Below are 21501 nucleotides of genomic sequence, written 5' to 3' on the forward strand. Positions count from 1 at the left end.
AAAGACTTTGCAGGTTTCTTGCTTTGAATGCCCTGAATTTTTATAGGCAATCACACGTTTTCTAAAATCAATTCCATATGCCATAGATTTATTATAACATGTATTATATAAAAAGTGAAAGACTATAAGACCATATCTGTATAGCAGGCATAGCCTACAACAGCTATCATAAGCCATTATGTCCCCTAAAAAAGTCATCAGCTGGTCTGACGTAGGGTAAGCAACACTAACTATGATTTTCAAAGAGTATAGCAGCTTGTCTTTTCTGGCAAAAGCTATAAAAAAGAGCCTAAGAGGCCCTATTTTTGTACAGTTTCCACGCTAGATAAGCACAAGCTATCGATAAGATAACAGAAGCAAAGATACTGCCCTCTGCCCCAAATGCACCGCCCGATAGATAAGTTGGAGCCGAGGTTGGGGAAAAGCGCATCAGAGAAGAGGAAATTGGGATTCCACTCACATTGACACCAAAGACTGTCCCTTGGAAGCAATTCCAAGTAGCATGGATTGCTGATATTCCCCAAATATTGTCGGTCTGCAGGACATAGAGGCAGGCAAAGAACCCAAACAAGGCAATATTTAGCAGCGGAATCAAACCGATTCCATCATTCCCTAAGTGAAGAAGGGCAAATAATAGACTAGAAGCTGCTAGACCAAGCGGAAGCGAGGTTCTCCGTGCAACACTTGGAAAAAGCCAACCACGAGTTGAGAGCTCCTCTGTCGCACTCTGAAGAAACCAGAAAGGAAAGACGAGGAATAGATGTAAAAGATTCCACAGTGAAAAATGGGTCTTGGTCAATTCGATAGCTCCTGTCAGCCATTGCGAAAGGACAACTGCACTAATCAGTACAACTCCAACAACCAAGCCCTTACTCAATTCCTTAACTACTCCCTCCTTATACAAGCCCAGACCAGCAACCGGTCTTCTTTCCACAAATCGCACCCATAGCAAAATCATGACAAAAGGCAACGCAAAGACTAGCAATTGCAAGACCAAGGGATCCACTAGACCAATGACATCCGTCGGTAAAAAGGTCTATGCCATGTGGAGAAGGACTGCCGCCACTATAAAACCAATGTCTAACACCAATTGCACGATAAAGGGCAAGAGAAAAGCGTATAACCAATTTAATTTTTTATTCGGCTGTATCTTAACAGCCGCAAACATCCTTTTTTCTTCCATTCTATACTCCCTTTTTAACTCAATAGATTTATTGTACCTATTTTTTATTCTACATGCAAGAGCAAATGACAAAAACATACAGAACATACAGATGTTATATCTTGTGACATGCACCTTTGCAAATCCAACCCATTTATGGTATACTATCCATTATATTTAGAAACGAAGAAGGAAAATATTCTGAAAAGGTTTTTTCAAGAGACTTCCTCATCGTTATTTTTAATGAAGGAGAATTGAAATGAAGAAAAAATGGTTTATTTTGGCAGCTCTTCTGCCACTATTCTTCCTGTTTTCACCAGTCAAAGCCGACGATACAATCGACATTGTATTTGATTCGACCTATGCACCCTTTGAGTTTAAAGACTCTGACCAAGTCTATAAAGGACTTGATGTCGATATTATCAACGAAGTTGCCAAGCGTTCCAACTGGAACGTCAGTCAAAACTTCCCCGGTTTTGATGCAGCTGTCAATGCGGTTCAATCAGGACAGGCTGATGCCTTAATGGCAGGTACGACGATTACCGAAGCTCGCAAAAAGGTCTTTCTATTTTCCGATCCGTACTTCGACACCAAGATCGTTGTCGCAACAACCAAAAAGAATAGCATATCTGATTATGTTCAGCTAAAGGGAAAAACAGTCGGAGTTAAAAATGGAACTGCTGCTCAAACCTTCCTCGACCAGCATAAGAGTGAATACGGCTACACTGTTAAAACCTTTGATACTGGTGACACTATGTATACCAGCTTATCTGCTGGTACTGTGGATGCGATTATGGATGATGAAGCAGTCATTCAATATGCGATTCAAAAAGGGCAAGATTTGGCGATCAACATGGACGGTGAAGCGATCGGCTCATTTGGATTTTCAGTCAAAAAAGGGAGCCAGTATGAATACCTTATCGAGGATTTCAACCAGGCACTTGCAGCCATGAAAAAAGATGGCACCTATGATAACATCAGAAAAAAGTGGCTCGGAACTAGCACTGCTTCTGATCAAGAAAAGACATCAGACTACGGCTCTCTCCTTTCCTTAACAGGGAAACTTGGAGCAACCGCTACTCCTGTCAAATCTTCTTATACTATCGTATCTGACTCTTCTTTTGCCCCCTTTGAACAACAAGGAAAAGATGGTAAATACACAGGGATTGATATCGAGCTAATCAAGGCGATTGCAGAACAACAAGGATTTACTGTGACGATCCAAAACCCTGGTTTTGATGCCGCCCTCAATGCAGTCCAAGCAGGACAAGCTGACGGGGTAATCGCAGGAATGACCATCACAGATGCCCGTAAAAAAATCTTTGATTTCTCTGATGCCTACTATACTTCTAACATCCGCCTCGCAGTCAAAAAAGGCAGTGGGCTTGCCAGTTACGAGGACTTGTCCGGCAAAACTGTCGGTGCTAAAAATGGTACCTCGTCCTACACCTACTTAGAAGAACATGCCGCTACATACGGCTACACACTAAAGGCCTTTGACGAAGCCTCTACTATGTATGATAGCTTGAACTCTGGCTCAATCGACGCCCTCATGGATGATGAGGCTGTACTGCTTTACGCCATCCAGCAAGGACGCGATTTTGAGACACCGATTGAAGGAATTGCAACAGGTACTATCGGATTTGCGGTAAAGAAAGGAAGCAACCCAGAGTTAATCGAGATGTTCAACAATGGTCTTGCTGCATTAGTTCAATCTGGCAAATACGACGACATTATGAATAAGTATTTTAATGCTAGCGAAGATACCGATACAGCTTCTGCTTCCACAGTAGATGAATCAACCATTTGGGGACTGCTCCAAAACAACTATGGCCAACTCCTATCTGGTCTTGGTATCACCATTGGCTTAGCCCTACTTTCTTTTGCTATCGCCATTATCATTGGGATCATCTTTGGAATGTTTGCAGTAAGCCCATTCAAGACACTCCGCGTCATCTCTTCTGTCTTTGTTGATGTGGTCCGGGGTATTCCCTTGATGATTGTAGCTGCTTTCATCTTCTGGGGTATTCCAAACCTGATTGAATCAATGACAGGGCAACAGTCGCCAATCAACGACTTTGTCGCAGGTACGATTGCCCTTTCTCTCAACTCTGGTGCCTATATCGCTGAAATTGTGCGCGGAGGTATTCAGGCTGTTCCTGTTGGACAGATGGAAGCCTCACGGAGTTTGGGGATTTCCTACGGTACGACCATGCGCAAGATTATCTTGCCTCAAGCCGCAAAACTGATGTTACCAAACTTCATCAACCAGTTTGTCATCACCTTGAAAGATACTACTATTATCTCTGCAATCGGTCTGGTTGAATTGTTCCAAGCTGGTAAAATCATTATCGCACGGAACTATCAATCTTTCCGAATGTATGCAATCCTTGCCATTATCTATCTAATCGTCATTACACTCTTGACACGTCTTGCACGTAAACTTGAAAAAGGAGGCAACTAATGGCTCAATTAAAAATCAACGTCCATGACTTGCATAAGTCTTATGGCGATAACGAAGTCTTAAAAGGTATTACTGCTAAATTCTACGAGGGGGATGTGGTCTGCATTATCGGACCCTCTGGTTCTGGGAAGTCAACCTTCTTGCGGACTATGAACCTGCTAGAGACTATTACAAGCGGTCAGGTAACGGTAGATGGTTTTGATTTGACCGATCCAAAGACCGACCTCGATGCTTTCCGCTCCAATGTTGGAATGGTATTCCAGCACTTCAATCTCTTCCCGCACATGAGCGTCTTAGACAATATCACATTTGCTCCGATTCAGCATAAGTTGATGGATAAGACCGAGGCTGAAAAAGTCGGGATGGAATTGCTTGAAAAGGTTGGTCTTGCTGATAAGCGCGACGCAATGCCGGATAGTTTGTCTGGTGGTCAGAAGCAACGTGTGGCAATCGCCCGCGCCCTTGCTATGAATCCTGACATCATGCTCTTTGATGAGCCTACATCAGCCCTTGATCCTGAAATGGTCGGAGATGTACTGAATGTTATGAAAGACTTGGCCGAACAAGGCATGACCATGCTGATTGTCACCCATGAAATGGGATTTGCCCGTAAGGTTGCTAACCGCGTCATCTTTACAGACGGGGGGGAATTTCTAGAGGATGGCACACCCGAGCAAATCTTTGATACTCCACAACACCCACGCCTCAAGGATTTCCTTGACAAGGTCTTAAACGTTTAACAAAACGAGGCACGAGGCTAGATAAAATAAGGAAACACCACACTGTAACTCTGTCTTGAAAGTCATCAAGATGAAGAAATTACAGTGTGGCTTTTTGTTGTGTACAGAGCATGACGACTATTCCTAGTCCAGAAAAATAGCCAAAAGAGGTTGGGATTTTTATCCCAACCTCTTATGTCTGTTGCTATTCACAGAAACCTTACTGCATTTTGCGATACTTGCTAGCATGGCGCCAATAGCGTCTCGAACACAGGTAGCTACAAAACTTGGTTCGTTTATCTAATACGCCTGCTACGGTAATGACAGTTTGGCTACACTGTTTACAAGTAAAGCGTCGCTGTCCATAGTAATTGATAAGCAATCGTTTTTTCATTTAGAATACCTCTCTATTCTAAAGTTTGAAAAGATTCTCTAGCCAATAGGTGCTTCGTTTTAGCTTATACCTATTCTTCTTCCTTTCGACCTTTACTCATCAACCAGAATAAGGATGTTCCCAAGACTGTGAGTAGGCCTGCCACTTGAGTTCCAGCGGCACTGCTTTCACCAGTGTTTGGTAGTTGAGCTTGTTTTCTGATTTGGTCTTGTCCTGCTAGAGATACTGGTTTCACTTCTCCTGCTTGAGGGGCTGGAGTGTTCTTGCCTCTAACGATATAGGCACCATCAATCTCAAAACCTGTACCATCTGGGAAGATGACTGCTAGACTGCCCTTGTCTGAAACAAAGATTTTCGTACCAGCAGGTAGCTGTGGATTTGCTTTCTCAAAGGCTGCTTTGACTTGTTCTTTCTCCTGATCGGTAAGTTGGTTGACATTGCCAACTTCCGTCACAGATGGTAACTGCGGTTGATAGACCATGCTGTCCTTTTGCTTAACTGGGACTTCAATTGTATCAGTTGTACCGTCTGGATAAGTAATGGTTACTAGGACAACTGGGTTGGCTGGGGTACCTGATACCTTATCGGCTGGCGTTACGGTAGTTCCCTCTGGCAGGTTGCTAGTGTCTACCTTGTCCTTAACCGCTTCTTTATCCGCGTCAGTCAATGGGCTTTCTGGAGTGTCAGAACCATCAATTAAGGCTTTGCCTGCGGAAACAGTTGGTGTGTTTGCCTCATCTGGTTTAACCGTTGGCTCATTGCTTGCACTGTCCTTTTGCTTAACAGGGACTTCGATTGTATCCGTTGTGCCATCTGGATAAGTTATTGTTACTTCAACGACTGGATTGTCGGGAGTTCCTGTTACCTTATCGGCTGGCGTTACGGTAGTTCCCTCTGGTAACTTGCTAGTGTCTACCTTGTCCTTAACCGCTTCTTTATCCGCGTCAGTCAATGGGCTGTTTGGCGTGTCGGAACCGTCAATCAAGGCTTTGCCTGTGGAGATAGCTGGGGTATTTGGCTCATCAGCTTTGACGCTTGGCTCATTGATTGCGCTATCCTTTTGTTTAACAGGAACGTTAATTGTATCAGTGGTACCGTCTGGATAAGTCACTGTTACTTCAACTACTGGGTTGTCTGGGGTTCCTGTTACCTTGTCGGCTGGTGTAACAACTGTTCCCTCTGGCAGGTTGCTAGTATCCACTTTATCCGTAATAACTGCCTTATCTGTGTCACTCAATGGACTTTCTGGTGTGTCGGAACCGTCAATCAAGGCTTTGCCTGTGGAGATAGCTGGAGTGTTTGGCTCTTCTGGTTTAACCGCTGGCTCATTGCTTGCGCTATCCTTTTGCTTAACTGGAACTGCAATTGTATCAGTGGTGCCATCTGGGTAGGTTACCGTTACTTCAACTACTGGATTTTCTGGTGTACCTGTTACCTTATCGGCTGGGGTTACAGTAGTTCCATCTGGTAGCTTGCTAGTGTCCACCTTGTCCTTAACCGCTTCTTTATCTGCGTCAGTCAATGGACTTTCTGGAGTGTCTGAACCATCAATTAGAGCTTTGCCTGCGGAAACAGTTGGAGTATTTGCCTCATCTGGTTTAACCGTTGGCTCATTGCTTGCGCTATCCTTTTGCTTAACAGGGACTTCAATTGTATCAGTGGTGCCGTCTGGGTAGGTTACCGTTACTTCGACAACTGGATTATCCTCTGTGCCTGTAACTTTATCAGCTGGGGTTACAGTAGTTCCCTCTGGCAACTTGCTGGTATCAACTTTATCCGCAACAACTGCCTTATCCGCGTCAGTCAATGGGCTGTTTGGCGTGTCGGAACCGTCAAGGAGAACTTTACCTGCAGAGATTTCTGGTGTACCGTCCGCATCTGGTTTGACCGTTGGCTCATTGCTTGCGCTTTCCTTTTGTTTAACTGGGACTTCAATTGTGTCAGTGGTACCGTCTGGGTAGGTTACTGTTACTTCAACGACTGGATTTTCTGGGGTACCTGTTACCTTATCAGCTGGGGTACCTGTTACCTTATCAGCTGGGGTTACTGTTGTACCCGCTGGCAAGTTGCTGGTGTCTACCTTATCCTTAACAGCTTCTTGGTCAGCTGGACTTAGCGGACTTTCTGGCTTATCTGAACCATCAATGAGGACTTTACCTGCAGAAACAGTTGGTGTGTTTGCCTCATCTGGTTTAACCGTTGGCTCATTGCTTGCGCTTTCCTTTTGTTTAACTGGGACTTCAATTGTGTCAGTGGTACCGTCTGGGTAGGTTACTGTTACTTCAACGACTGGATTTTCTGGGGTACCTGTTACCTTATCAGCTGGGGTACCTGTTACCTTATCAGCTGGGGTTACTGTTGTACCCGCTGGCAAGTTGCTGGTGTCTACCTTATCCTTAACAGCTTCTTGGTCAGCTGGACTTAGCGGACTTTCTGGCTTATCTGAACCATCAATGAGGACTTTACCTGCAGAAACAGTTGGTGTGTTTGCCTCATCTGGTTTAACCGTTGGCTCATTGCTTGCGCTTTCCTTTTGTTTAACTGGGACTTCAATTGTGTCAGTGGTACCGTCTGGGTAGGTTACTGTTACTTCAACGACTGGATTTTCTGGGGTACCTGTTACCTTATCAGCTGGGGTTACGGTAGTTCCCTCTGGCAAGTTGCTAGTATCCACTTTATCCTTAACAACTTCTTGGTCAGCTGGACTTAACGGACTTTCTGGAGCGTCTGAACCGTCAATCAAGGCTTTGCCTGCGGAAACTGCTGGGGTATTTGGCTCATCAGCTTTCACGCTTGGCTCATTGCTTGCGCTATCCTTTTGTTTCACAGGAACGTTAATTGTATCGGTTGTTCCATCTGGGTAGGTTACCGTTACTTCAACGACTGGATTGTCGGGAGTTCCTGTTACCTTATCGGCTGGAGTTACAGTTGTACCCGCTGGCAGGTTGCTGGTGTCTACCTTGTCCTTAACCGCTTCTTGGTCAGCTGGACTTAATGGGCTTTCTGGCTTATCTGAACCATCAATCAAGGCTTTACCTGCAGAGATTTCTGGTGTACCGTCCTTATCTGGTTTGACCGTTGGCTCATTGCTTGCACTGTCTTTCTGCTTCACAGGGATATTCACTGTATCGGTTGTGCCATCTGGATAGGTTACCGTTACTTCAACAACTGGATTTTCTGGAGTTCCTGACACCTTATCGGCTGGGGTTACAATAGTTCCCGCTGGCAGGTTGCTAGTGTCTACCTTGTCCTTAACCGCTTCTTGGTCAGCTGGGCTTAGCGGACTTTCTGGTGTATCTGAACCATCAATCAAGGCTTTGCCTGTGGAGATAGCCGGAGTGTTTGCCTCATCTGGTTTAACCGCTGGCTCATTAGTTGCGCTGTCCTTTTGCTTAACAGGAACTGCAATTGTATCTGTTGTTCCGTCTGGGTAGGTTACAGTTACTTCAACGACTGGATTGTCGGGAGTACCTGATACCTTATCGGCTGGCGTTACGGTAGTTCCATCTGGTAGCTTGCTGGTGTCTACCTTATCCTTAACAGCTTCTTGGTCTGCTGGACTTAGCGGACTTTCTGGTGTATCTGAACCGTCAATCAAAGCTTTACCTGCGGAAATAGCTGGTGTGTTTGGCTCGTCAGCTTTGACACTTGGCTCATTGGTCGCACTGTCCTTTTGCTTAACTGGAACTTCGATTGTATCAGTGGTTCCGTCTGGGTAGGTTACCGTTACTTCAACGACTGGGTTGTCTGGAGTACCTGTTACCTTGTCGGCTGGAGTAACAACGGTGCCTTGTGGGAGGTTGCTGGTGTCTACTTTGTCCGCAACAACTGCCTTATCTGCGTCACTCAATGGACTTTCTGGTGTGTCTGAACCGTCAATCAAGGCTTTGCCTGCAGAAATAGCTGGTGTGTTTGCCTCATCTGGTTTAACCGCTGGCTCATTGGTCGCACTGTCCTTTTGCTTAACTGGAACTTCGATTGTATCAGTTGTTCCGTCTGGGTAGGTTACAGTTACTTCAACGACTGGTGCGTCCTCTGTGCCTGTTACCTTATCAGCTGGGGTTACAGTAGTACCCGCTGGCAAGTTGCTGGTGTCTACCTTGTCCTTAACAGCTTCTTTATCTGCGTCAGTCAATGGGCTTTCTGGCTTATTTGAACCGTCAATGAGGACTTTACCTGCGGAGATTTCTGGTGTACCGTCCGCATCTGGTTTAACCGTTGGCTCATTGCTTGCGCTTTCCTTTTGTTTAACTGGAACTTCAATTGTGTCAGTGGTACCGTCTGGGTAGGTTACAGTTACTTCAACAACTGGATTTTCTGGTGTTCCGCTTACCTTATCGGCTGGAGTAACAACTGTTCCTTGTGGCAAGTTGCTAGTGTCCACTTTATCCGCAACAACTGCCTTATCTGCGTCAGTCAATGGGCTTTCTGGAGTGTCGGAACCGTCAATCAAGGCTTTACCTGCAGAAACAGTTGGTGTGTTTGCCTCATCTGGTTTAACCGTTGGCTCATTGCTTGCACTGTCCTTTTGCTTAACAGGGACTTCGATTGTATCGGTTGTGCCATCTGGGTAGGTTACCGTTACTTCAACGACTGGATTATCTGGAGTGCCTGTTACCTTATCGGCTGGGGTTACTGTGGTACCCTCTGGCAAGTTGCTGGTGTCTACCTTATCCTTAACAGCTTCTTGGTCAGCTGGACTTAGTGGACTTTCTGGTACATCTGAACCGTCAATCAAGGCTTTGCCTGCGGAAATAGCTGGAGTGTTTGGTTCATCAGCTTTGACCGTTGGCTCGTACTTGCCCTTATCTGTCTGCTCGACCTGAGCTGGTAGGTGATCCTTACTGCCATCTGGATAGGTGAGGGTCACATTTCCTTGTGGGTCAACCGTTATGCTTGTGTTTTCTGGTAAGTCAGGGTTAGAATCCTTGATCGCCTCTTTGACCGCCTCTTTTTCGGCTGCTGTCAACTCGCTCGGATTGTCCACTGCTACAGGCTTGCTTGCATTTGGTTCTATGCTTTCTGCTTGCGTTGGTTGCACCGTTTCCTGGATTTGGCCACTTGGTTTTTTACCAGCTTCTGTCTGGGTCGCACTGACCACCTCATCTCGACTCAGCGGGCTTTCTAAGACAACCTTCCAGCTTCCATCTGGTCTGACCGTGGTTGTCACGGTATCCCCATCTGGCAAGCTGACGGTCACACTCGCCCCTGGCACACCTGTTCCCTTCAGCACAGTATCATCGGTATCTACTGGACGGATCACTGGGCTTGGGGTGGTTGCGCGTTGTGTAATGGTTTGATCTGGTGTCAAGGTATCGCTTGAACCATCACTGTAAGTCGCAACCACACGACCATCTGGACCAACTGCAATGCTTGTTCCTTTTGGTAGGTCTGGGTTTGCCTTTTTAATGGCTTGTTCGACAAGGGCTTGTTCAGCTGGGGTGAGAGCCCTGACATCATCAACAGTTGTTCCCTCTGGTGCCACTAGCTCATAGCTTGTCGTCACCGTTGGGGTCACGGTCGCTTGACTTGGTTGAGATGGTCGTTTTTCTGGTACAGTTTGAATCGCACTGACTGTCTCATCTGACGCAAGTGGGGTCGGTAAAGCAATGGACCAAGTACCGTCCGGATGAACCGTCGTCTCAATAGGTGCTTCTTGTCCCGGAAGCGTCACTGTAATGGTTGCCCCTGGGATACCCGTTCCTGTCAAGCTGGTGTCATCGTTGTCTACCGGCTTGATTGTTGGAGTCTCACTGGTTGGACGTTGCCGTACAGTTTCTGTTGAGTGAAGGTAATCACTTGAACCATCTGGATAGGTGAGGGTCACATTTCCTTGTGGGTCAACGCTCATACCTGTATTTTCTGGCAGGTCTGGGGTCGCCGTGCGAATCGCTTCTTCCACAGCTGCTATTTCAGCTGGTGTCAGGGCGCTAGTGTTGTCTACAATAATTGGTTTTGGAATCACTGGCGTGATTTGGCTCGCTTGGTTTGGCGCAACCGCTTGAGTCGTTTGAGGACTTGGTTTCTTATCAACTTCGGTTTGGCTGGCTTTTACCGCGACATCTTGTGGCAGTGGTTTTGGCAGCTGCACAGACCAGGTTCCGTCTGCCCCTACCGTCGTCGTTAGGTCTTGACCAGTTGGGAGAGAGACTGTGATGCTTGAGCCGGCACTCCCTGTTCCGGTAATAGTTGTGTCATCATTGTCCACTGGGTCAATGGTTGGAAGAGCAGAAACTTCTTTTTCAACCACTGTTTTTTCTGGCGCAAACACATAGCGAGATTGGTCACCGAAAGTGACACTTGCCTCCCCATTATCTGCGACAGTAATGGTTGCATCGCTCGGTAGACTGGAGTTAGCTGTCCGAATCGCTTCTTCAACTGCTCGTTTTTCAGCTGAGCTTAACTTATAAGTCGTATCCACCTTGGTTAAAACTGGGTCTGTCAAGCCCCTATCTGCGGCGGTGGTGACTACTGTCACAACCGGTGGCGTGCTCGGGCGTTTGTCCACTTCCGTTTGCACAACGCTCACTTGTTGGTCCGCTTTCAATGGTGTAGTTGAAATAGACCAGTTCCCTTCTGGGTTAACGGTTGTTTGGACAATGGTTCCATCTGGCAAGGTCACTTCAATCTTAGATCCGGCAATTCCTGTTCCGCTAATGCTGGTATCATCCGTATCAATTGGGTTCACAAGTGGTTGTGCAGAGCCCTCTTTCTGACCAACCGTCTCACTACTTGGAATGGTTTGGACAAATCCATCTGGATAGGTAAGAGTCACATTTCCTTGTGCGTCCGAAGCGATAAAGAGGTTGCTTGGTAAATCGCCATTTGCCTTCTTAACAGCGGCTTCAACGGCGGCTTTTTCTTCAGGGGTTAAACTGGTTGGGTTATCCACCAAGGTTTTTTCTGGGGAAGTGACTGTATACAGTTTCATGATCCCGATTGAAAGAGCTGGGGCGGTTGCCACATCTGTTAGAGATGCTTCCATCGTTTGGCTGGTGCGGGTCGCTGTTTCTGATTTTTTCCCGGTGGTAAAGCGTTTGCCTTCTGGAGCCGTCGCTTGAATGGTGTAGGTATCACCGGAAGAGAGGCCTTTGACCACCTGTTTGGTTGCCTTATCTTGAATAATGCTCTTACTTGTATCTAAGACGGCACCAGTCTCATCCAGCACACGGTAGCTTGGGAAGTCGGTTAGGAACTCTTCTCCTTCATCTTGGATTCCATTGCCATTGAGATCCTCGAAGAATTGAACTCCTACTTTACCAAGTGCGACATCAAGAGAGATATCTCTCGCTTTCTCTACCTTTGAACCATCTGAATAGGTTGCGGAGTAGTAGGGATTCCAGGTAATGCTTTGTCCATCATCTTCACTGAGGAGGTTATCAAGACCAAAGGTAAGCTCTACTGGAAATTCTACTGTTGCTGGAATATTCACACCTGACTTGGTTTGAATGCGAATCAGGTTGGTATCTGGTGTCCAGGCTGAAGAGAAGCTTTCACCGCCTAAATCTTGAGTCGTCAACTGTGTCCCATTTAACTTAGACGCATCGACCTTGGCATAGCTGATAGTGAAGATGTTGTCGAAATGACTGTTTCCAGCCGTGCTTACCCCTTTTAAGAGCAGATTAAACTTGAAGGCTTCACGTTGGAAGTTGGAGCCGAAGTTTTGTCCTTTTTTAGGAATTGGCACGAAGAGGTCTACCTCTCCAACTTCTGTTTGAAGTTTGTTTCCGATACCTAGTTGTAGTTGGAGGTCTTGTTTGCGTTCTGTGATGGTGAAGGTTTCACCAGCTGATACATAGTCTGTATCCGTTGACAATTTCACACTGGTTCGAATGTCTAACTGTTCAGGTTTTGGTAGGGTCAGTAAGGTGGTGACTGGTTTATTGGTGAAGAGGACATTGTCATTCTCCACTAGGTTGTACGGGTCTTGACCACGTTGGCTTTCAGAACCTGTTTGTGGGCGGATGGTGTCTTCTGCGATTTGGACGAAGAGGGTTTGATTGATCCCCACTGACTTGGCAGCAACGACATCATTTTCTACCTCTACTTCCATAACGATGCTTTGGTCTCGGAAGTGTTTCCCAGCTGAACCAATCCAACCGATGTAGCGATAGTCTTCTGCATTGGTGAAGTCGTAGGTATAGATGGTGTTGTCACCCTCTACACGATTTGAAGCGATTACTTCTGGTGTGAAGACGGTGCCTGTTTGGTCTTTGAAGACCACATTTTTCACCAGGACATCACTTGGCAACACCAGGTGGATTTTCTCTACCTTGTCGTTGGTTCTCATCCAGTGAGATTGACGATCTCTGTCTGAATAGATATTATAAACGAGTTTGTTTTTCGCACCGTAATTGATGGTTCGATTTCCAGGCGTAGTCACACGAACATCATTACGTCCTTCTGCTTTCCTCAGACGAACATTCAAAGTACCCGATGGATTACTCCAGTTTTTATCAGGATTATTTTCATCAAAATCCTTATCACGCAGGGTTAACTTAGCACTAGCTACATATTCTGGCACTTCGTCTAAAACTTTACCAAAGACCGAAGACTGCCTGCCGTTCAGACGACCGGGCATATCGTACTCCTGTCCAGCCCTGAAAACTCCCATTGGTATAATGAGTTCTGTTAAGACATCATCTTCTGATAAGCCTAAATCTAGGACATCAATAAATTCTGCAACTGACGAAGCGGTATACGTTTTTGGCAAAGTCACTTCACGAAGGACTGGATTATTTTTACTAGCTACCTTAACCGTGGTAACGGTATTCCCATTATTTAACAAAGGCAACTGAATCCCTTTGACCTCAAAGGCTGGATTACTTGGGAACTCATAGCGCAACTCTTTTTCCCGCGAGTCATGGTCATCCAAGGTCTTTACCGTAAGGGTAAAAGGAAGAGAGCCTAAAGAAGTATAGGTATCGCTGCTAATAGGTAAGACATTGTAATTAGGATAATATGAATTAGCTACACCAACTCGTCCAGTATTCATGAAGTCTATATCATCTTGCTCAGTTAAATCAACAATATTGAAAGGATAATTCTGTCTAACGACCTGCGGACGTAAGGCATAAGGCTGTTCGTAATTACGCAAGGTCATGCGTTGATTTTCCAAGCGAGCAATCGCTGAACTTCCTGTTACAACTGAGCGATCCACCTGAACTTTTTGGAAAAAACCAAGAAAAGCTCCACTATAGGCTTCTTTTACCTTAAACGATACACGTGTTGTACCATTTGTCTCTGTAGTCTCGGATAATTTTTCAAAGATAGCAGCTTCTTTATCACTAAATCCAATGAAACTAACCCCATTGGGAAGAACCAAATCAAAGGTATGATTTTCAACCAGTAATGGTCCGAATGTTTTATTATCAGAAGTCAAATTGACAGATAGACCCATTCCCAACATAGCCTGATAGCCATTATTGGTCGTTGCTTGTTGTAATTCAGGTGAAATATGACTGGAAACAAAATAAGTTCCAATATTCCCCTGTACAAAATCTGGTACAGACAACTTACTTAATTCTGACTGATTTTGCAGGGTCTGACCACCACGAACGCCCCTAGCTATTACTGTGATTGGACTCGTTCGCTCCACCCCTTCTGAACTACCATTCAGCGTTCCGTCACTCGAAAAACCTGTTAATCCTGTAATATTCTGAGCAGAGAAGGTTAAGGGAATGGTCAGACTCTTTACATTTTCCTTAACACGATAGGTTAATTTTTGACCTGTTGCATAGGTTGTATCTGATGTGTTGTATGTATTACGATAAGGTGTGTTGTCTTTGGCATAGATATTAGCTACTTGATTGGATAGCTTACTCGTCCCGTCAATAAAGGATTTTACACTATCATTAGAAGCCCCCGAATCGTTATAGGCAAGGAAATTCCCTAAGGTAATATCAATTTCCTTACTTGTTGTACTCTCTGGGAAAGTTACACGGACATTAATCCGCATGTTTTTACCTGCTTGCCCATTAAAGATGGCAGTAGGATCAAGAACATTATGATTGGCATCTAAAAATTCAATACGATAGGCTTGCGTTGTAACAACCCCATCTCCTGCTGTTCTGAAAGCAGAGCGAGAAACAGGAACTTCAGATGTCTTTTCAACAGGGGTGGTGGATGAAATAGCATCCGTACTAGCCTTAGGCGAACTAGCCACTGCTTCACTTATTTCTTCAACCAGAGTATTCGGAGTTGTTTTCTCCTCTTCCACCGCTTCTCTTGCCTCTGCCTTTGGAGCTACCGTCTCAGCCAACTCCTCTTTGGAATCAACAGCAGATTCTGGAAGACCTGCTCCTTCTGCTTTCTCTTCTACTGCGGAGCTTGTCGGAAGCTCATTGGCTTTCTCATCTGTCGTAGTAGCGACAGGTTCGACCGTCGGACTCTCTACAACTGGAGAAACCTCCTTCTCTTCAGCTGTTGGCTGGCTAGTCAATTCTGTGTCTGCCTTGACCTCTTCATCTTCTGGTCGGCTCATCAATTCTGTATCTGCCTTAACCTCTTCATCTGCTTGAACAGTGGGCATCCCCAAAAGCAGGGCTGCACCCAAGAGAACACTAGCAGCACCAAAATGATATTTCCGAATAGAGAAACGTTGTCCTAGACGATACCAGTCCATTTTCTGTCTACTTTTCAATTTACGGTACTCCTTTGAATTGTAATCCACTATTCGTCATGCCTATCACCTTTTGATCATCAGCTCGCTTATCGTTCATTGACGCTCGTAAAGGAGGAAGCAGACGCATAGTCTACACATATTCTACCCCCCCCCCGTTCGATTTTGTCAAGTATTTACTTTGAGTTTTTAAATTATTTTTTCTAGCTATTTTATGGCGATAAATAAAAAATCTCCCCCTGTCAGAACACAGAGGAAGTTTAAAATATGGAGAGGATTTTGAATGCTGGACTGAGGCTAAAACAGTAGGCTGCACTGCACTCTCCTGTTTTTAGACGGGGATAAAATAGCACACCGGACTTGCCTCGCATGCTCGGAATAAAACAGTCCACTGGACTGCACTGCGCTCTCCTGTTTTTAGGCTTGGGGATAAAATAGCACACTGGACTTACCTCGCTTTTCGGAATAACTAGCTCGGGATAAAACAGTCCAATGGACTTGCCTCGCTTTTCGGAATAACTAGCTCGGGATAAAACAGTCCAATGGACTGCCCTGCGCTTTCTTATTTTTAGGCTTGGGGATAAAACAGTCCAATGGACTTGCCTCGCTTTTCGAAATGACTAGCTCGGGATAAAACAGTCCAATGGACTTGCCTCGCTTTTCGGAATGACTAGCTCGGGATAAAACAGTCCACTGGACTTGCCTCGCTTTTCGGAATAACTAGCTCGGGATAAAACAGTCCACTGGACTGTTTTATTCCTCATCCATACTCAATACGCTGAGGAAGGCTTCTTGTGGGACTTCGACACTTCCGATAGCTTTCATGCGTTTTTTACCGGCTTTTTGTTTTTCAAGGAGTTTGCGTTTTCGAGAGACGTCTCCTCCATAACATTTTGCCAAGACGTTTTTCCGGAGGGCTTTGATGTCACTACGTGCGACAATTTTTTGTCCGATTGCAGCTTGAATAGGAACTTCAAATTGCTGACGGGGAATGATTTTCTTGAGCTTATCAACAATCAATTTTCCGCGTTCATAAGCAAATTCTTTGTGGACAATAAAGCTGAGAGCATCAACCTTGTCACCATTCAGAAGAATATCCATTTTCACCAATTTCGATGGGCGGTACTCTGAAATTTCATAGTCAAAACTTGCATAGCCACGGGTGGAGGATTTCAATTTGTCGAAGAAATCAAAGACGATTTCAGCTAGCGGAATTTGATAAATGACATTGACACGGTTGTCGTCAATATAATCCATGGTCACGAAATCACCGCGTTTGCGCTGCGCTAATTCCATCACCGCTCCAACATACTCTTGCGGTACCATGATTTGAGCCTTGACATAGGGCTCTTCGATATTATCAATCTTAGTTGGATCAGGAAATTCAGACGGATTCGATACTTCAATGGTCTCACCATCGGTCATATTGACATGGTAGACTACGGACGGAGCTGTCATAATCAAGTCGATATTAAACTCCCGCTCAATCCGCTCTTGGATAACGTCCATGTGAAGCAGCCCTAGGAAGCCACAACGGAAACCAAAGCCGAGTGCTTGGGAAGTTTCTGGTTCAAATTGCAAACTGGCATCATTGAGTTGCAATTTCTCAAGTGCTTCTCGCAAATCGTTATACTTATTCGAATCAATCGGGTAAATTCCTGCAAACACCATTGGGTTCATCTGCTTGTAGCCCTCAAGCGGTGCTTCTGCTGGATTGGTGGCAAGGGTTACCGTATCACCGACACGGGTATCTGCAACAGTCTTAATCGAAGCTGCAATATAGCCAACATCCCCCGTCGCAAGATAGTCACGTCCTACGGCTTTAGGAGTGAAAATTCCCACTTCTGTCACATCAAAAGTCTTGCCATTGCTCATCATTTGAATGGTATCGCCCGGCTTAACGATGCCGTCCATGACACGTACTTGCAGGATTACACCACGGTAGGCATCATAAACAGAATCAAAAACCAGGGCTTTGAGCGGTGCTGTTACGTCTCCTGCTGGAGCCGGCACCTTCTCAACGATCTGTTCTAAGATTTCTTCAATCCCGATTCCAGCCTTGGCAGAGGTCGGTACTGCCTCACTAGCGTCAAGTCCAATCACGTCTTCGATTTCTTGACGCACTCGTTCTGGATCTGCCGCAGGTAGGTCAATCTTATTGATAATGGGCAGGATTTCCAAATCATTATCCAAGGCAAGGTAGACATTTGCTAGGGTCTGCGCTTCAATTCCCTGTGCAGCATCAACGACTAAAATCGCACCCTCGCAGGCAGCAAGAGACCTTGATACCTCGTAGGTAAAATCGACATGCCCCGGTGTGTCAATCAAGTGGAAAATATAGGTTTCCCCATCTTTTGCCGTATAGTTCAATTCAATGGCATTGAGCTTAATCGTAATCCCGCGCTCACGCTCTAAATCCATGCTGTCTAGCAATTGCGCCTGCATTTCACGACTGGAAACGGTCTCTGTCTTTTCCAAAATACGGTCTGCCAAGGTCGACTTACCATGGTCAATATGGGCAATAATCGAGAAGTTCCTAATCTTCTCCTGACGTTTCTTTAAATCTTCTAAATTCATATCTCATCCTTTAGGGTATATTCTATGTCATTATATCAAAAATTGCCTGACTTGACTATCTAGGACTAGCGGGTTTTCCTACCCTATCATTCAAATCTGCTATATACTAAATAGATGGGTTGATAAAGCGCCTGTTGATTTTTAAAGAGAATGAATTAGCAGTTGACAACCCTATCTTTCTATGATAGAGTAAAGCTAACAATACTCGGAGGTAAGAGGAGAATGAACAACTAAGTCATTTGTTAAAGTTTGAAAGCGTATTGAGCAGGCTTCTGCACTCTTTTGCGCATCACTACTTTACCACTAGGCTTGGCTGTTTGTATCTCCTTTTTGCACGCGCTTTTTGATGTAGTTAGTATAATATAGCCGTTTAGTTTATTTTTAGTACTAGGCAACGAGTCGCAGGTAGTTGAAATAGTTGATAACTATTTCAATCGATAGATAAGAAAAGTGTAACTTTTCTCAATAGTACAGCAAGACGAGTTAACGAAGTAATAAAAATATAAACTAAATGACTATACTCTTTCAAACAGGCTGGTACGCTCCGGTACCATTCTGGAGTTTTGTGCAAAGGATTCGCTGATACAGACAAACAGTCCTACTGGTTAAGGTAGGGCTATTTCTCTATAAGGAGGACCTATGTTACAAATTACCCATTTAACCATGACCCATGAAAAAGATTTGACCGACCTAATAGCTGACCTGTCTTTGGTGGTCAATAAGGGCGATAAAGTCGCACTGATTGGTGAGGAGGGAAACGGCAAGTCAAGTCTTTTAAAATGGATGATAAAAGAAGAGCTAGTCGAATCCTACATTCAGTTTAATGGACATATTCAGCGACATTTTACCAAGTACAGCTATATTCCCCAGTACTTGCCACCAGAGCTCGGATCTCTATCGCTCAGCGACTATTTCTTTGGCTTAGACGAGGGTGAACTTGATTATGCGGCACTCTACCGCTATGCTAAGGACTTACAATTTGATAGTAAGCGTTTCGCTGATTCACAGCGCTTATCAGTCCTATCTGGTGGAGAACAATTAAAAATTCAGCTTATCAAGGAACTAGCTCGAGAAACGGACATTCTCTTTCTTGATGAACCGTCCAATGATTTAGATCTAGCGACCCTCAAATGGCTGGAAAACTTTATTCGCCAGACGTCTAAAACCGTCATCTTTATCTCCCATGATGAGGCTTTTTTGAGCAAGACGGCAACCAAAATCGTACACTTGGAACGCATCAAAAAACGGCAAGTCGCAAGAACCACCGTTCAAGCTCTGGGCTACGCACCTTATGCTCAAGCAAGAAAAGAACAGTTTGAACGCCAATTCCAGCAGGCACGCAACCAACGCCTCGCTCACCAAAAGAAAATGGAACGCCATCATCGCATTCACCAAAGTGTCGAACATGCGGTTCGCCATACTCATGATGCAACTGCAGGACGACTGGTTGCTAAGAAAATGAAGGCAGTGCTCTCTCAAGAAAAACGCTATGAGAAAGAAGCGAGCAAGCTGACTGAAATTCCTAGCCAAGAAGACAGTATTCAGCTCCATTTTAGACATATAGAGCCACTTCCTGCCCACAAATTGATGATTGATCTGGCTGATTTCAGCCTGCGAGTAGGACAGCAGACCTTGGTTTCTAGCTTGCATTTCCGCTTGTTTGCCCAAGAAAAAGTCGGTATTATTGGAAAAAATGGCGCTGGTAAATCCAGTCTGCTCAAGCAAATCTATGCCATCTTGCAGCAACAAGAGACCCAGCCTATCGGCTACATGCCTCAAGATTACCAAGACCTACTCGATATGCTTGCTTCTCCGCTCCAATTTCTGTCCTCTTCTCCTTATAAAAAAGAGGAGGAACGAATCCTCACTCATCTAGCTAGTCTGCAATTTACCCGTGAAGAAGCTCGCCACCCTATCTCTTCCTTATCTGGTGGGCAACAGGCTAAGCTCTTACTCCTTAAAATCGTCCTAGATGCCTGTCCCATCTTATTGCTAGATGAGCCAACACGGAATTTTTCACCGACATCACAACCTCAGGTTCGCAAGCTCTTCTCCTCTTTCCCCGGCGCAATCCTCACCGTATCCCACGATCGAGCCTTTCTCACAGAAGTCTGCGATACGATTTACCAGTTAGGAGAAAATGGACTAACAGAAATCCGCAAGGAAGAATGTTGAACAGAGGCATAAAAAAGGAGGCTGAGTTCAAGTCCAGCCTCGCTTCTCATGGTTCATGACAACATCTCAGCGCAGTGGTTGATTGGCAGATTTGTTCGTGTTTCTCACTCCAAATCTGACCTAATCAACTGTGCGGGGGTGGGAAGACGAACTCTTTTTCAACCAGTCAAGTTCTTTCCCACTCCCTTTTTACTCTTGGCTTTGTTGCTGTAATTTTTCACGCTCCAAGCGGAACTTGCGATTTGGATTTAGTTTATTAAAGAGTTCCTCTAGTTTTTCCGCATTCCAGATATCAGCTGCCGAGACAAAATTCCCGTCCTTATCCTTATATGATATTGGCTTATCTCCCATAATAAAACCTCCAATTTTCTTTAGATGACAATGCACCTATCCCTATTTACGTCCCTATTCCATAACCAGCAGCCCGTACAGCCTCTCTTTCAACCGATCAATAACAGTAGCGAAATTGGTCACCTAGTGTTGTCGCAAAAATCATCACCACATCAAAAACAGACAAGCACAAGGCTTGTGACGACACGTAGACCAGCTACTCCTTAGCAAGACAGGTCGAAAGAAGGACTAAAACGACTAGCCTACCAAAACGGTACTAAACAGAGCGCCTTAGCGACTGCCGTCTGACCACTAGATAGGATGACGAGCAAGATAGATGCCGTTACGACACGTAGATCAGACTGGACATTATACTGAATAATGGCGGAAAGTAGGCTCAACCTTACAAGCTAGGATATGTTACGACGTGAAGAAAGGCATTCGACAATAATGCCTTTCTGAACTAGTAAGGTGACTAGGCAGTTCGCCTTAGCGACTGCCGTCTGCCCACTAGATAGCATGACGAGCAAGATAAATGCCGTTACGACACGTAGACCAGACTGGACATTATACTGAATAATGGCGGAAAGTAGGCTCAACCTTACAAGCTAGGATATGTTACGACGTGAAGAAAGGCATTCGACAATAATGCCTTTCTGAACTAGTAAGGTGACTAGGCAGTTCGCCTTAGCGACTGCCGTCTGCCCACTAGATAGCATGACGAGCAAGATAAATGCCGTTACGACACGTAGACCAGACTGGACATTATACTGAATAATGGCGGAAAGTAGGCTCAACCTTACAAGCTAGGATATGTTACGACGTGAAGAAAGGCATTCGACAATAATGCCTTTCTGAACTAGTAAGGTGACTAGGCAGTTCGCCTTAGCGACTGCCGTCTGCCCACTAGATAGCATGACGAGCAAGATAAATGCCGTTACGACACGTAGACCAGACAGTCGATACTACTGGCTGGTCGGAGTTAGTAAGGTTGGTAGGTAGACCACCATAGTGGCTACCGTAGCACATCAAGTCCTTGGCTTAGATGTGCTTCCAACG

General features: G+C 45.1%; 12 protein-coding genes. 3 read left to right on the forward strand and 9 right to left on the reverse strand.

The features are described 5' to 3' along the window. The 3 genes from BU200_RS11490 to BU200_RS11125 all read right to left on the reverse strand — a co-directional run. Window positions 1–84: IS630 transposase-related protein (locus tag BU200_RS11490; RefSeq protein WP_228063988.1), on the reverse strand; the 84-nt coding region annotated here is incomplete at its 3' end. A gap of 205 nt (window positions 85–289) precedes the next feature. Next, on the reverse strand, window positions 290–958 hold the full coding sequence (locus BU200_RS07000) for a CPBP family intramembrane glutamic endopeptidase (RefSeq protein WP_142237028.1): 669 nt from the start codon (window positions 956–958) through the stop codon (window positions 290–292). A gap of 78 nt (window positions 959–1036) precedes the next feature. Next, on the reverse strand, window positions 1037–1183 hold the full coding sequence (locus BU200_RS11125) for a hypothetical protein (RefSeq protein ID WP_158015120.1): 147 nt from the start codon (window positions 1181–1183) through the stop codon (window positions 1037–1039). A 238-nt stretch (window positions 1184–1421) separates the two neighbouring features. Between BU200_RS11125 and BU200_RS07005 the strand changes: the two genes are divergently transcribed. Continuing rightward, complete coding sequence (locus tag BU200_RS07005; protein WP_075099500.1) at window positions 1422–3626, forward strand: ABC transporter substrate-binding protein/permease; 2205 nt, start codon at window positions 1422–1424, stop codon at window positions 3624–3626. Then, window positions 3626–4366, forward strand: coding sequence for an amino acid ABC transporter ATP-binding protein (locus BU200_RS07010; RefSeq protein WP_075099501.1), 741 nt, complete (start codon window positions 3626–3628; stop codon window positions 4364–4366). The genes BU200_RS07005 and BU200_RS07010 overlap by 1 nt, the downstream gene beginning before the upstream one ends. Window positions 4367–4565: 199 nt before the next feature. On the opposite strand, the gene BU200_RS11130 is transcribed toward BU200_RS07010, so the two are convergent. From BU200_RS11130 to lepA, 3 genes are all read right to left on the reverse strand, one after another. Next, window positions 4566–4739 carry a hypothetical protein gene (locus BU200_RS11130; protein WP_158015074.1) on the reverse strand — a complete coding sequence of 58 codons (174 nt, stop codon included), beginning with the start codon at window positions 4737–4739 and terminating at the stop codon, window positions 4566–4568. A gap of 70 nt (window positions 4740–4809) precedes the next feature. Then, the gene (locus BU200_RS07015; protein ID WP_142237029.1) at window positions 4810–15381 is read right to left on the reverse strand and encodes a MiiA motif-containing surface protein; all 10572 of its coding nucleotides are present in this window, start codon (window positions 15379–15381) and stop codon (window positions 4810–4812) included. 732 nt (window positions 15382–16113) lie between these two features. Beyond that, a complete protein-coding gene (lepA, locus tag BU200_RS07020; protein ID WP_075099503.1) occupies window positions 16114–17937 on the reverse strand; it encodes a translation elongation factor 4 in 1824 nt (607 codons plus the stop codon). A 639-nt stretch (window positions 17938–18576) separates the two neighbouring features. On the opposite strand from lepA, the gene BU200_RS07025 reads away from it, so the two are divergent. Continuing rightward, window positions 18577–20112 (forward strand): ATP-binding cassette domain-containing protein, encoded by a 1536-nt coding sequence (locus BU200_RS07025; protein ID WP_075099504.1) that lies wholly within the window; start codon window positions 18577–18579, stop codon window positions 20110–20112. Between the two features lie 189 nt (window positions 20113–20301). Here BU200_RS07025 and BU200_RS10775 read toward each other — a convergent pair whose 3' ends face one another. The 3 genes from BU200_RS10775 to BU200_RS10955 all read right to left on the reverse strand — a co-directional run bounded on the left by BU200_RS10775 (window position 20302) and on the right by BU200_RS10955 (window position 21239). Then, a complete protein-coding gene (locus BU200_RS10775; RefSeq protein ID WP_089503558.1) occupies window positions 20302–20463 on the reverse strand; it encodes a hypothetical protein in 162 nt (53 codons plus the stop codon). A 389-nt stretch (window positions 20464–20852) separates the two neighbouring features. Next, entirely contained in the window at window positions 20853–21041 is a 189-nt protein-coding gene (locus BU200_RS10950; protein WP_142237030.1) for a hypothetical protein, read from the reverse strand. A 9-nt stretch (window positions 21042–21050) separates the two neighbouring features. Continuing rightward, window positions 21051–21239, reverse strand: a complete 189-nt coding sequence (locus BU200_RS10955; protein ID WP_142237030.1) for a hypothetical protein — start codon at window positions 21237–21239, stop codon at window positions 21051–21053. Window positions 21240–21501: the final 262 nt, after the last annotated feature.

Source organism: Streptococcus acidominimus (genome assembly GCF_001921825.1).
GTDB classification, from domain to species: Bacteria; Bacillota; Bacilli; order Lactobacillales; family Streptococcaceae; genus Streptococcus; species Streptococcus acidominimus.